Source organism: Janthinobacterium sp. PAMC25594 (assembly GCF_019443505.1).
Taxonomy (GTDB): domain Bacteria; phylum Pseudomonadota; class Gammaproteobacteria; order Burkholderiales; family Burkholderiaceae_D; genus Janthinobacterium.
Window position 1 is genome coordinate 3,075,086 of record NZ_CP080377.1, and the last position, 13,831, is coordinate 3,088,916.

Annotated in this window: 12 protein-coding genes and 1 riboswitch; all 12 genes read right to left on the bottom strand. The window is 59.7% G+C overall.

Going from position 1 to position 13,831, the window contains the following annotated elements; genetic code table 11:
* Positions 1-154: 154 nt before the first annotated feature.
* Positions 155-1,261: an S-(hydroxymethyl)glutathione dehydrogenase/class III alcohol dehydrogenase gene (locus tag KY494_RS13850; protein WP_219891321.1), complete on the bottom strand. Its 1,107-nt coding sequence runs from the start codon at positions 1,259-1,261 to the stop codon at positions 155-157.
* A gap of 26 nt (positions 1,262-1,287) precedes the next feature.
* Entirely contained in the window at positions 1,288-1,920 is a 633-nt protein-coding gene (locus tag KY494_RS13855) for an ANTAR domain-containing response regulator (protein WP_070222669.1), read from the bottom strand.
* A gap of 116 nt (positions 1,921-2,036) precedes the next feature.
* Positions 2,037-3,740: a group II intron reverse transcriptase/maturase gene (ltrA, locus tag KY494_RS13860; protein ID WP_219891322.1), complete on the bottom strand. Its 1,704-nt coding sequence runs from the start codon at positions 3,738-3,740 to the stop codon at positions 2,037-2,039.
* A gap of 1,230 nt (positions 3,741-4,970) precedes the next feature.
* On the bottom strand, positions 4,971-5,594 hold the full coding sequence (gene thiE, locus KY494_RS13865; protein WP_219891323.1) for a thiamine phosphate synthase: 624 nt from the start codon (positions 5,592-5,594) through the stop codon (positions 4,971-4,973).
* Between the two features lie 10 nt (positions 5,595-5,604).
* The gene (locus KY494_RS13870; RefSeq protein ID WP_219891591.1) at positions 5,605-6,369 is read right to left on the bottom strand and encodes a hydroxymethylpyrimidine/phosphomethylpyrimidine kinase; all 765 of its coding nucleotides are present in this window, start codon (positions 6,367-6,369) and stop codon (positions 5,605-5,607) included.
* Positions 6,369-7,160 (bottom strand): thiazole synthase, encoded by a 792-nt coding sequence (locus KY494_RS13875; RefSeq protein WP_035824622.1) that lies wholly within the window; start codon positions 7,158-7,160, stop codon positions 6,369-6,371. The genes KY494_RS13870 and KY494_RS13875 overlap by 1 nt, the downstream gene beginning before the upstream one ends.
* Positions 7,161-7,175: 15 nt before the next feature.
* Positions 7,176-7,379 (bottom strand): sulfur carrier protein ThiS, encoded by a 204-nt coding sequence (gene thiS, locus KY494_RS13880; protein ID WP_071079564.1) that lies wholly within the window; start codon positions 7,377-7,379, stop codon positions 7,176-7,178.
* A 20-nt stretch (positions 7,380-7,399) separates the two neighbouring features.
* Positions 7,400-9,313 (bottom strand): phosphomethylpyrimidine synthase ThiC, encoded by a 1,914-nt coding sequence (gene thiC / locus KY494_RS13885; protein WP_219135001.1) that lies wholly within the window; start codon positions 9,311-9,313, stop codon positions 7,400-7,402.
* 79 nt (positions 9,314-9,392) lie between these two features.
* A riboswitch (TPP riboswitch) is annotated at positions 9,393-9,508 on the bottom strand.
* Positions 9,509-9,591: 83 nt separating this feature from the next.
* Positions 9,592-9,846, bottom strand: a complete 255-nt coding sequence (locus KY494_RS13890; protein ID WP_219891324.1) for a hypothetical protein — start codon at positions 9,844-9,846, stop codon at positions 9,592-9,594.
* A gap of 39 nt (positions 9,847-9,885) precedes the next feature.
* Positions 9,886-10,692: a response regulator gene (locus KY494_RS13895; protein ID WP_219134999.1), complete on the bottom strand. Its 807-nt coding sequence runs from the start codon at positions 10,690-10,692 to the stop codon at positions 9,886-9,888.
* A gap of 28 nt (positions 10,693-10,720) precedes the next feature.
* Positions 10,721-12,964, bottom strand: a complete 2,244-nt coding sequence (locus KY494_RS13900) for a PAS domain-containing hybrid sensor histidine kinase/response regulator (RefSeq protein ID WP_219891325.1) — start codon at positions 12,962-12,964, stop codon at positions 10,721-10,723.
* Positions 12,965-13,009: 45 nt separating this feature from the next.
* Entirely contained in the window at positions 13,010-13,750 is a 741-nt protein-coding gene (locus tag KY494_RS13905) for a Crp/Fnr family transcriptional regulator (protein WP_141171717.1), read from the bottom strand.
* Between the last annotated feature and the right edge of the window lie 81 nt (positions 13,751-13,831).

Genomic DNA, 13,831 nt, shown 5'->3' on the forward strand with positions numbered 1-13,831 from the left:
TTTAGCGGCAAGTGAACCTGGCCTCCAGCGCGCTGCGACAGGCCGCAAAAAACCCTGCCTGGACGGCAAGCACGGACGATGGATGGCAAGCGGGCAAAAAAAACGGAGGCCGCAGCCTCCGCAAAAACGCCGTGGTACGGCGTATTTCAATTCATTAATACAGCACGACGGAGCGGATCGATTCGCCGCTCTTCATCAAGTCGAAACCCTGGTTGATATCTTCCAGTTTCAAACGGTGCGTGATCAAATCGTCGATATTGAGCTTGCCTTCCATATACCAGTCGACGATCTTCGGCACGTCCGTGCGGCCGCGCGCGCCGCCGAAGGCGGAACCCTTCCATACGCGCCCCGTCACCAGCTGGAATGGACGGGTGGAAATTTCCTGGCCGGCCGCCGCCACGCCGATGATGATGGACTGGCCCCAGCCCTTGTGGCAGCACTCGAGCGACTGGCGCATGGTGGTGGTGTTGCCGATGCATTCAAACGAATAGTCGGCGCCGCCGTCCGTCAGCTGCACGATGGTATCGACCACGTTGTCCACTTCGTTGGCGTTGACGAAATGCGTCATGCCGAACTTGCGCGCGATGGCCTGGCGCGCGGGGTTGATGTCGACGCCGATGATTTTATCTGCGCCGACCATCCTGGCCGCCTGGATCACGTTCAGGCCGATGCCGCCCAGGCCGAACACGACCACGTTGGCGCCCGCCTCGACCTTGGCCGTGAACAGCACGGCGCCCACGCCCGTCGTCACGCCGCAACCGATGTAGCAGACTTTGTCGAACGGCGCGTCTTCGCGGATCTTCGCCAGGGCGATTTCCGGCACGACGATATAGTTCGAGAAAGTGGACGTGCCCATGTAGTGGAAGATGGGCTTGCCGTCGATGGAAAAGCGCGACGTCGCGTCCGGCATCAGGCCGCGGCCCTGGGTCGAGCGGATCGACTGGCACAGGTTCGTCTTTTGCGACAGGCAGAACTTGCACTGGCGGCACTCCGGCGTGTACAGGGGAATGACGTGGTCGTCCTTTTTCAGGCTTTTCACGCCCGGGCCCACGTCGACGACGATGCCGGCGCCTTCATGGCCGAGGATGGACGGAAAGATGCCTTCCGGGTCGGCGCCCGACAGGGTGTAGTAATCGGTGTGGCAAATTCCGGTGGCCTTGATCTCGACCAGTACCTCGCCCTCGCGCGGGCCGGCCAGGTCGACTTCTTCGATGGTCAAAGGCGCGCCCGCCTTCCATGCAATCGCTGCTTTGGTTTTCATGTGTATCCTGTGTATGGTTGAAACGCTTACTTGGTTTTCGCGCGGTTGAGGAAGGCGCCGTGCAAGCCGTTCAGGGTTTCCTCGGCCAGCAGCAGCTGGCTGGCGATTTCATTGATCTTGCGGCGGCTGGAGCGGGCATGGTCGCGCAGCACCTCGAAGGCCGTGTTGCGGTCCGTCTGGAACTTGCCCATCAGCAAGCCGACGGCCAAACTCGTTTCGCGCCCGGCGGCCAGCGCCGCGTTCAGGTTCAGCTCGGTGCGCCGCAGTTGGCGGATCTCGTCGGCACGCGCCAGGCCCGCTTCGAACGCGGGCATCAAGCGGCCTTCATCAACGGGTTTGACGACATAGCCGACGGCGCCGTAGGCGGCTGCCTGCTTGCCCGATTCACTGTCGCCGCTGCCGGACAGGAACATGAACGGCACGCCCGTCTCGCCATGCAGGCGCTTGGCCAGTTCCAGGCCGGACATGCCCGGCATGTGGATGTCGAGCAAGGCCAGGTCCGGCTCGCGCTGGGCGACCAGCTGCAGCGCCACTTCGGCCGAATTGGCCAGGGCCGTCTCGTAGCCGGCATGGCGCAGGACTTCGCCGAGGAATTCCAACAGGAGCTGGTCATCGTCAACGATCAGGATAAGGCGTTTCGCGGCGGCTGGCTGGCTCATGGGTGGGGGACCTCGGTAATGAAGTAGGGTAGGAGAATCCCATTACTGGAAACTCTCCCCCCTAAGAACCGTGCGTGCGACTTTCACCGCACACGGCTCAAGCATAATAAAAGTTCCTATACAGGAACCGGCTTTACAACTTCTAGTTTTTGGCTATGCACTTGGGCATGGCAGTTTGGATGCAATAGTACTCGATTTTCTAGGGCATCAGAGCCACCTGCCACACGATATTCAATGTGGTGGTCATGCCAACCGGTTTCCATGTCCATCTCGTATCCACACATTGCGCACAGGCCACGTTGGTCAAGGTAAAGTCTCGCCCACTCGCGCCGGTACTGCATGTTTTTCAACATACGTTCCTGGCGAAGGGTTTCCCCATACATTTCCCATTGCAGATCATAGGGATGGTACTCCCCTTTGATTTTCGTGTGACGCACGATGGCTGTACCCGGCAAAGAGTACATTTCCAATACGCCCTTACTGCCCTCTTTCGTGACAACGTCCGCTGCAAATACCTGACTTCTAAGCTCAATCGGGCGCCAGTACCTATGGCGTATCCAATCACTGCTTTTCATCGGATGTCTGCGTGCAGCCCACCGACGGAGCCGCCAGAACAATAGCGACTCCATTGCCGAAAACGCCTCCTTCGCGACCACGGGGCTGTGATACTGCGCCCAACCTCGTAGCATGGGGTTCAGCAGTCGAATAAGATTCTCTTGCCTTGCCCCAACGTTTTCACTGATCGTCTTGCTAAGCTTGGCATAGAACGTTTTCACGTTCTTCTTACTAGGCTTAATGAGCAGTTTTCCGGAGTATTTTCGGAAGTTCCACCCCAAGAAGTCGAAGCCGTCGTCAATGTGCACGATCTTGGACTTGGCTACGGATAGTCGTAGACCCCTGACTGCGAGGAATCCTTCAATCCATGGCCTAATTTCGTCCTCCAACAGTTCTTTCGAAGCGCCAGTTACGACAAAATCGTCCGCATATCGAACTACTCCGACTTTTAGCCTTCCCGCCTTTGTCTTTCCGAATTTCGCACTAAGGTGCGCCATAAGTCCAGATTCGAGGCCGTTCAGTGTCCAATTTGCAAGGGCAGGGCTGATAATGCCACCCTGTGGTGTTCCAGCTGTGGTTGCCATCAATTGCTGCCGGTCAACAACTCCGGATTTCAACCACTTCTTTAAAATCGATTTGTCCATGCGGACATTCTCGATCATCCAGTTGTGATTGATATTATCGAAGAATCCCTCAATGTCTGCGTCCAATACCCATGTTGCCGAGACTTTCCGGCAGGTCTGGAGGAATATCTGCGACATAGCGTCGGCCGTCGAACGATTTTTCCTGAACCCATAGGAATTCGGGTCACTCAACGTTTCCAAGATTGGATCAAGAGCTAGCAGATGAAGCGCTTGCATTGCCCTGTCACGCATGGTTGGAATGCCCAACGGGCGCATCGTTCCATTTGACTTGGGAATATAGACCCTCCGTAGTGGCAAGGGTCTGTAGCCTTGCTTCTTCAATCTCGCAATTGCTGCAAATTTCTGCTGCGGTGAATCCCATAATTGCTGATCCACCCCTGCGGTCCGTTTACCTTGATTTTCGGTCACCCGTTTAACTGCGAGTGCTTTTGCGCTAAACGAGTGGGTCAGCCACCTTTGCAGGGCTTTTGCCCTGCGCCAGTCACCTTCCTGTGTGGCCTTCGTTAATCGACACTGCATGGCTCTCACGTTCCGTTGAACGAGCCGCCAGTTGATGGCGGCCCATTCAGACGGAGCATGCGAGGACGCAGAACCGGTATGACTACTAACGGTTACTTTCATGCTGTACCTCGGGTAGTTCCCCTAGAGGCGCAGTTCTCCCCGAAGGGTGAACTGAATCCCTTCGGGGTGATTGAAAAATAATGACTACTTGGAGACAATACTGTTTTATAACGACTATTACACCAGATGGAAGTCTGCGCCCTTTCAGGCTGGGGCAAATTCTGAACCCCTATCCGAGTCGTTAAAACCCGGCATTCGCTTTCTCCATCCTCCCATACCCGCTTTCCCATCTGCTCGCCTTGCGGCTCACTTGCCAATTTCTCGCTGTTTTGATTTTTGGCAGAAAATCGGGCTTACCACGTTCCCAACGATATCGACGCGACAGCTACATCGCGACTAGCTGTTTAGAGTCCATCTTTCCCCCGGTGGTTTAAATGACGACGTATCCCCAACATCAACGGAGATATCCGACCACGTACCGTTTTGGTTTAGGCCTATCAGCAGTTTTGGCCTATCAATATTTACGAGGGTTCAAACGATGGTTCACATTACATTACTCTTGCAGCACTCACCTAGCCCCTAAACCGCATTGCTGCTAGCAGTCTCTGACCAAACGCTCACGCGGTTAGCCACCGAAATTTTGGGGGTACATTGTCCTCGAAGCTTCATACCCCATCGTTACCGATGACGCATGTTCGAGTAGGTGACGGGCGGTCGTGCGCCCGATCGTAGCACCAAGTAATTGAAGATTTGGGTACGACAAGATATCGAAGAGCTTGTCGCTCTAGAAGTTCATTGATGTAAGTAGTGAGATACCTACTAAAATACTAGCGGAGGTGTTAGACCTTGCTGTTAGTGTCCGAGCTTACCGTATTGCAGGCCGCTTCAACTCTTTTCGGATAAAGCTATACATCGCCACGAAAGGCGCGAAGAAGGTCCGAACATCGTCTTTTGCAACCCGCTTGATATGCTGAATGAGAGGACTCATTTTTTTCTTTGGAAGGACTCTATTGTCGTATTTTAACAACGTAAGCGAACCGTTAAACTGGATTCGCAGACACAATTGACCCACTGGAACACAGAACCCACTTTGTATCCACACTAGGAATTACGGCTTCTCAGACTATTACGTTTGTATCAATTAGGGCGAATTTTCCTTTAAATTCAAAGGGATACTAACCCGCTCCTGCTTCTAATGATTGCCGCATAGCGACGATTTTGCGACCGTGTCGCACTGATGCTCTTATTATATGCCGATTATTCCCTCAAATCAGCCCTCCCTGCCCGTGTTCATGCCGCAAACAAGTGATTGAATTGCTGCACCGCAATATCCACATCATCTGCTTGGTAGTCCTTGCCAAATACGCTGCTGATGGCCGCCACCATATCGGCGCCGCGCGCGACCAGCGGTGCCGCGTTGTTCGGCGTCATGCCGCCGATCACCACGCACGGCAAGGCGATCTCGCGTTTCGCTTGCAGCACGATATCGAGGGGCGTGGTCACCGGATACTTTTTCACCAGCGACGGATAAAAACCGCCGAAGGCCACATAGCTGGCGCCGCCCGCCTCGGCCGTCCGTGCCAGGGCCATGTCGCCATAGCAGGAAGCGCCGACGATCTTGTCCTTGCCCAGGCGCGCGCGCACCTGCGCGACGGACGCATCCGTGCCACCCACGTGCACGCCGTCCGCGTCCAGTTCTTCGCACAGTTCGATAAAGTCATTGATGATGAAGGGCACGCCATACTTGCGGGCCAGCGCCAGCAAGGCGCCCGCCTGCTCGCGCCGCTGCTGCGCCTCGGCGCTCTTGTGGCGATATTGCAGCAGCGCCACGCCTTCCTGCAGGGCTTGCTCGCTCACGTCGAGCAGGCGGTCGGTGTCATCCCAGTTCGGGGTGACCAGATACAGTCCACGCATGATGTTTTCCTTATGTAAAAAATCGTTGCGGCATGAGTTGACCTGGCGCAATCGCATACGCGCCGGCCAGGGCCGCATGGCAATAGCTTTGCGCCAGATCCAGCGCTTCGGGCAGCGCCTGTCCCAGCGCCAGGCGCGCCGCGATGGCGGAGGCCAGGGTGCAGCCGCTGCCGTGGAATTCGCCGGGAAGACGGGGCCAGCGCCACTCACGCTCGCCGCCACCGGCGTCAAACCAGCGGTTGATGATCACCTCGCCTTCGCCATGGCCACCCGTCACCAGCACGTGCTGGCAGCCTCGCGCGCGCAGGTTTTCCGCGCCACCGAGGGCCAGCGCTTCCGGCCCGTTCGGTACGATCACGGTCGTCAGCGGCAGCAAGGGCGCCAGCGCCAGCACGGCGTCGTCCCGGCTGAGCACGTCGCCATGGCCGCTGGCCAGCACGGGATCGAGCACGACAGGCAAGCTTGGGCGGGCCTGCCGCAATTGCGCGATCAGTTGCGCGATGACGGCCGCATTCGCGGCACTGCCGGGGATGCCGATTTTCACGGCATGAATCGCCATCTTGTCGATCAGCGCCTGCGCCTGGCGGCGCAGCAATGCCGGCGCCACCGGCTCGACAGCAAACACGCGGTCATTGTCCTGCACCGTCAGCGCCGTGATGACGGGCAGCGCATGCGCGCCCTGCGCCACAATGGCCAGAATATCGGCGGCGATGCCGGCGCCGCCCGAAGGATCGGCGCCGGCAAACACCAGCACCGTCGGCAACGTTGGCTCCATCACGCCAGGCGGCCCGCCATCGGCGACGATGGGGAAGCGGCAAATTTACGCGGCATGCGTCCCGCCAAAAACGCTTCGCGCCCGGCCCGCACGGCCAGCTTCATCGCGCGCGCCATACGCACGGGATCGCGCGCGCCGGCGATGGCCGTATTCATCAGCACGCCATCGCAGCCGAGTTCCATGGCAATGGCCGCATCCGACGCCGTACCCACGCCCGCGTCCACCAGCACGGGCACCTTCGCCTGATCGATGATCAGCGACAAGTTCCACGGATTCAAAATGCCCATGCCCGAGCCGATCAGGGACGCCAGCGGCATGACGGCCACGCAACCGATGTCTTCCAGAATCTTCGCCTGGATGGGGTCGTCGCTGCAGTAAACCATCACGTCAAAACCGTCCTTGACCAGCGCTTCGGCCGCAATCAACGTTTCCGGCATGTGCGGAAACAGGGTCTTTTCGTCGCCCAGTACTTCCAGCTTCACCAGATTGCGCCCGCCCAGCAGCTCGCGCGCCAGTTGCAGGGTGTAGACGGCGTCTTTCGCGTTGTAGCAGCCGGCCGTGTTCGGCAATATCGTGTACTGGTCCGGCGGCACGAAGTCGAGCAGACTGGGCGCGTTCGGGTCTTGCCCGATGTTTACCCTGCGGATCGCCACCGTGATGATCTGCGCTTCCGCCGCGTCCGTCGCCTCGCGCGTCTGCGGCAAATCCTTGTACTTGCCGCTGCCCACCAGCAAGCGCGATTGATACTGTTTGCCTGCGATGGTCAGCAGGTCGTTGTTATTACTGTTCATTGTTTTTTCCTTAGTTCAGCCGCCGCCGATGGCACGTACGATTTCCACTTGGTCTTGCACCTGCAAGACCTGTCCCGGCCACGCCTTGCGCGGCACGACGTTGCGGTTGACGGCCAGCGCCAGCGCCTGGTTTTCCAGCGACAGTGCGGCGATCAATTGATCGAGTGTCTGTCCCGGCGGCACCTGGTGCGGCGCGCCGTTGAGCGTGATGGATATCAATGCAGGCATCACGCTCTCCTTCAGACCTTGCGGTACAGCTCGGCGCCGTTCTTGACGAATTCGATGGCTTTCACCTCCATCCCCTGCTTGAGCGCCTGGTCTTCCGCGATACCCATGCCGGCCGCGTATTCGCGCACTTCCTGCGTGATCTTCATCGAGCAGAAATGGGGGCCGCACATGGAGCAGAAATGCGCCACCTTGGCCGAATCCTTGGGCAAGGTTTCATCGTGGAATTCGCGCGCCTTGTCCGGGTCCAGGCCGATGTTGAACTGGTCGTCCCAGCGGAATTCGAAACGGGCTTTCGACAGGGCGTTGTCGCGGATCTGCGCGCCCGGATGGCCCTTGGCAAGGTCGGCCGCATGCGCCGCGATCTTGTAGGTGATGATGCCGTCCTTGACGTCGGCCTTGTTGGGCAAGCCCAGGTGTTCCTTCGGCGTCACGTAGCACAGCATGGCCGTGCCATACCAGCCGATCATGGCCGCGCCGATGCCCGAGGTGATGTGGTCGTAGCCGGGAGCGATATCGGTGGTCAATGGTCCCAGCGTGTAGAACGGCGCCTCGCCGCACTGCTCCAGCTGCAAGTCCATGTTTTCCTTGATGAGTTGCATCGGCACGTGGCCCGGGCCTTCGATCATCACTTGCACGTCGTGTTTCCAGGCAACTTGCGTCAGCTCGCCCAGGGTTTTCAGTTCGCCCAGCTGCGCTTCGTCGTTGGCGTCGTAGATGGAGCCGGGGCGCAAGCCGTCGCCCAGCGAGAACGACACGTCGTACGCCTTCATGATTTCGCAGATGTCTTCGAAATGCGTGTACAGGAACGATTCCTGATGGTGCGCCAGACACCATTTCGCCATGATGGAGCCGCCGCGCGAGACGATGCCCGTCAGGCGCTTGGCCGTCATCGGCACATAGCGCAGCAGCACGCCCGCGTGGATGGTGAAATAGTCGACGCCCTGCTCCGCCTGCTCGATGAGGGTGTCGCGGAAGATTTCCCAAGTTAAATCTTCGGCCTTGCCATTGACCTTTTCCAGCGCCTGGTAGATGGGCACGGTGCCGATGGGCACGGGGCTGTTGCGCACGATCCATTCGCGCGTTTCATGGATATGCTTGCCGGTGGACAAGTCCATCACGTTATCGCCGCCCCAGCGGATGGCCCAGGTCATCTTTTCCACTTCCTCGCCGATCGACGAGGTGACGGCCGAATTGCCGATGTTGGCGTTGATTTTCACCAGGAAATTGCGGCCGATGATCATCGGTTCCACTTCCGGGTGGTTGATGTTGGCGGGAATGATGGCGCGGCCGCGGGCGATTTCCTCGCGCACGAATTCCGGCGTGATTTCGGCCGGGATGCTGGCGCCGAACGACTGGCCCGGATGCTGGCGGCCCATCAGGTCGGCCAGGCGTTCGCCCATGGGACCGGAGGCTTGCAGTTCGCGCAAATACTCCTGGCGGCGCATGTTTTCGCGGATGGCGACGAATTCCATTTCCGGCGTGATCAGGCCACGGCGCGCATAGTGCATTTGCGTCACGTTCTTGCCGGCGATGGCGCGGCGCGGCTTGCGGTGCAAGTTGAAACGCAGTTCGGCCAGCTTCGGGTCCGCCAGGCGGGCGATGCCGTAGTCGGAGGTGGGGCCGGGCAATTCTTCCGTATCGGCCCGCTCCATGATCCACGGCAGGCGCGGCGTATCGAGGCCCGAGCGGATGTCGATCTGCACGTCCGGGTCCGTGTAGGGGCCGGAGGTGTCGTAGACATAGATCGGCGGATTCTTTTCGCCGCCGAACGACGCTTCCGTGTCGGACTGGCTGATTTCCCGCATGGGCACGCGAATGTCGGGGCGGCTGCCTTCGACGTAGATCTTGCGCGAATTGGGCAGCGGCGCGATGGCGGCTGCGTCGACCGTGGCGGTGGCGGAGAGGAATTTCGGGTTGGCGTTCATTTTGGCTCCTTGGCTAGACTATTTTTAAGCCTGGAGCCAGCTAAGGAGGTTCGGCTGCGCGCACGCGGAAAGGCGGGGTGCGTTCATCCTAAAGCTTCCCTTCGCTGGCATTATCCAGATCAGGTTCGGAGGGTATTTCTCACCCGCGCTTGCACTGTGTTTCCACAGCGAAAGGCAGGACCCCTAGCGTTTGCCGCCTTGCGGCAGCGAGCCAATTATACGCGGTTCACGCCGCGTGGCCAGATGATTTCTTGCAGGTGTAGTCTTTGTGCATCGACCTACTTCTTCTTGCCCCAGCGCCAGGCGGTCGGTTCGCCCTTCAGCTGGCAGATGAAAATGAGCGCGGCGACGACAGCCACTTCATACACGATGTAGCCGACGAACATGGTTTGCGGCGGGAACAGGAAGGCGCCGCAGGCGAACAGCGCCAGCGCGGCCAGAAACACCAGCCAGCCTTGCCAGGTGATGGGCAAGCCCCAGCCCCAGCCATAGGTCTTGGCGGGAAACCAGTAGGAGGGAGATTTGTCAGCCATGATGCATTCCTTGTCGATGTCGATGACACCAAGTATAAATCACGCTCCCCGCAAGCGCTCCGTGACATCGAGGCCGATGCCGCGGTAGCCGATGAAGCGGCTGCCATTGTCGAACATCGGTTCGCCGCTGACCTGCAGGTACTGCGTGCTGCCATCCAGGTTGGCGCGGCTGTAGATGAAATCGAGGAACGGTTCGCGCGCGGCGATCTTGGCGTCGAGCAAGGCGCGTTCGGTGGCGTTCCAGCGCTGCGGCTCTTCCTCGCTGCCGATGCCCAGCATTTCAGCCACGGGGCCGGAAAAGCGCGTCAGGTTGCCCTGCGCATCCTGTTCCCAGTACCAGTCGGACGACAGTTCCGTGAAGCGCTGGAAGCGCGCTTCGCTTTCGCGCAGCTCCGCCGTGCGCTCTTCCACCATCTGTTCCAGCGACTTGTTGTATTCGGCCAGTTTCTGGTACAGCAGGCGCACTTCCAGCATGTTGTGGATGCGCGTTTTGACTTCCACCAGGTCGAAAGGCTTGCTGACGAAGTCCTTGGCGCCCGCTTGCAGCGCGCGCAGCTTGTGGCCGGGCTGGGCCGTGATCACCAGCACGGGCAGATAGCTGCCCGCCTCGATGTCGCGCAAGCCTTCCATGACTTCGAAGCCATCCATTTCCGGCATCTGCAAGTCGAGCAGGATCAGGTCGTAGCGGTGCTGCTGGTGCAGCGCGCGCACGGCTTGCGGGTCCATGGTGGAGGTGATGTGCGTGTAGCCGGCATTACGCAGCACCTGTTCGAGCAGCATGACGTTGGCCTCCTGGTCATCGACGATGAGGATGCTGGCGTTCAGGATCTCGGTGGCTTGAAGCATGGCGGTATTCCTAAAATTAAATGCTGAATTAGCGTACTGTGTGAGTGTCGTCGGCCAGGCCGTGCGCGGCCGCATGGTGCAGGGCCACGTCGAGCGCATCCATGAATTCGACGACTTTGATGGGCTTGGTCAGATAGCGGAAGAAGCCCGCTTCCAGGCCCTTCTCGATGTCGCGCGGCACGGCGTTGGCGGACAGGGCCATGACGGGAATATGGCTGGTGAGGGGATCATCATGCAGGATATTCAGGGCGCCATAGCCGCTGATGCCGGGCAGGTTAATATCCATCAAGATCACGTCCGGCTGGTAGGTGCGCGCCAGGTCGATGCCCAGGTGCGCATCGATGGCCGTCAGCAGTTTCAAATCGCTGCGGCGGGCGATCAATTGCTCCACCAGCGCCAGGTTGGCGGGATTGTCTTCCACGTACAGCAAGGTGCGTTGGCTTTCCTGGTCTTCCTGCACCACCGGCAAGGCTACGCCCTGTTCCAGGTGCAGTTCGGGCGCGCGCGAGGCCTTGAATTCCACCCAGAAGGTGGTGCCCACGCCCACCGTGCTGTCGACGCCGATGGTGCCACCCATCAGTTCGACCAGCTGCTTGGTGACGACCAGGCCGATGCCCGTGCCCTCTTCCGTGCTGCTTTCCTGGCCCAGGCGGTTGAAGGGCTGGAACAACTGACTCATCTGTTCGGCATTCAGGCCGGCGCCGCTGTCGGTGACGCTGGCGCGCACGCGGTCGGCATGGCGCGTGCATTCGACCTTCACACTACCGCCGCTCTGGTTGTACTTGATGGCGTTCGACAGCAGGTTGATCATCACCTGTTTCACGCGCGTGCGGTCGGCATGCACATAGAAAGCCTTGCCGCAGCGGGGGAAATGCATGCTGATGCCGCGTTTTTCCGCCTGCGGCGCGATCATCGCCTGGCAATCCTGCAACACGTCGAGCAAGGACATTGCCTCTTCCGACATGGTGACCTTGCCCGACTCGATCATGGCCAGGTCGAGGATTTCATTGATCAAACGCAAGAGATACCAGCCACCCTTGAGGATCTGGTCGATCGAGCGCTGCTGCGGCACGCTCGGTGCCGGCGTCTCGGACGCCATCAGCTGGGCAAAACCCAGCACGGCGTTCAGGGGCGTGCGCAATTCATGGCTCATGCTCGACAGAAACTCGGACTTGGCCAGATTCGCTTTCTCCGCCGCCTGGCGGGCCTTTTCCATTTCGATATTCGTGTCTTGCAGTGCTTGTTCAAACTGCCTGCGTTCCGTCACGTCGCGGGCGGCGGCAAACACGCCTTGCAGCTTGCGGTTGCGGTCGTGGAAGGTCGAGGCGTTGTAGGAAACAAAAGTCTGCTTGCCGTCGCGCGCCAGGGCCGTCAGCTCGTAATTGGTCAGTTTTCCTTCACGCAAGACGCGCGCGATGGCTTCCTCGGCCCGTTCCGGTTCCGTAAAGTAATTCTTGAACGGCGCGCCGATCAATTCGTCGCGCGTGCAGCCCGTCAGCGCTTCCATTTGCTGGTTGACGTCGCTGATGATGCCGCGCGGATCCGTCGTCATCAGGGCGTCAATATTCGATTCGATCAGCGAGCGCGTATAGAACTGCTGTTCGCGCAAGCGCTGGTCCAGCAGCGCCTGTTCCGCCTCGACCTGCTTGCGCGCCGTGTTGTCGGTGCCGATCAGCAAGTAACCGATGACCTTGCTCTGCGCGTCGCGCAAGGCCGTCACGGAGACCATGGCGGGGAAGCGGCTGCCATCCTTGCGGATATACGTCAATTCGTAGATGTCTTCGATGCCGCGCGTGGCCTTGAACACCAGCGCTTCGACGCCGGGCGTGATGACCGTGTCGAGTTCGGCACTGAGGGCGGCGGCGCGTGCGATGATTTCTTGCGCGTCGGAAATACCGGCCGGGGTCAGCTTGTCGACCACATCGCTCGCTTCATAGCCGAGCATGCGTTCGGCGCCCACATTGAAAATCTGGATCACGCCCTGCGCATCGGTGGCGATGCACGAGAAATTGGCGCTGTTGAAAATCGCGTCCTGCAAGGCGCCCGCCTTGAGCAACTGGCGCGGCAGGCTGGCCGACACCGTGCGCCGGTACAGCGCCACGAGCAGCATCAGCAGCAGGAAGACCAGCGCATCGATGACGCAGGCCGTCTCGAACGGCGCGCGCCAGGCCAGCACGCCGATGGCCAGCAGCACGATGGCGCTGAATGAAAACGCCAGTGCCATGGGCCAGCGCGACGGTGCGCGCGGAGGAATGTTTTCAACAGATTGCATGAGGTAGCCTGGGCTGTAACAACGATAAGAGAGTGGATGCGGTGATCAGGAACCTTGGCGCTGGCGCACGTCCGACAGCAGGCGCGTGAATTCTTTTTTGACCACGCCATAGCATTCGCACACATGGCCTTCTAGGCCGGCGCGGTCCAGCACGGAAATATGGCCGCGCCGGTAACTGATGAAGCCGCGCTGCTGCAAGCGCCCGGCCGCTTCCGTCACGCCTTCGCGGCGCACGCCCAGCATGTTGGCAATCAACTCCTGTGTCATCGTCAGCTCGCGGTTCGGCAGGCGGTCCATGGTCAGCAGCAGCCAGCGGCACAGCTGCTGCTCCACCGTATGGTGGCGGTTGCACACGGCCGTCTGCGACATTTGCGTGATCAGGGCTTGCGTATAGCGCAGCAGCAAGCGCATGACGGGGCCGGCGCGGTCGAATTCTTCCATCAGCAAATGCGCCTTCAGCCGATAGCCGACGCCGCCCGTCTGCACCACGGCGCGGCTGGGGGTAGAGTTGCCGCCCATAAACAGCGACACGCCCACGATGCCCTCGTTGCCCACGCCGGCGATCTCGGACGAGCCGCCGTTTTCCAGCAGGTAGTGGATGGAAACGATGGCGGTGGTGGGGAAGTACACATGCTGCAGCTTGTCGCCCGAATCGTAGATCACGTCACCGAGCAACATGGAGACTTGCTCCAGATGGGGGGCCAGGCGCGCGAAATCGGCGTCGAGCATGGCGGCGAGCAAATGGTTTTGATTCGGGTTGTGCAGCTGGGCATGCGGACTCGACATGGGCAGTTTTCCTGGTTTCCAGTCGTCAGCTAGGGGATAGATAAAAAACGTCCGAACGAGGGGCGCCATATGCCGGAGCGT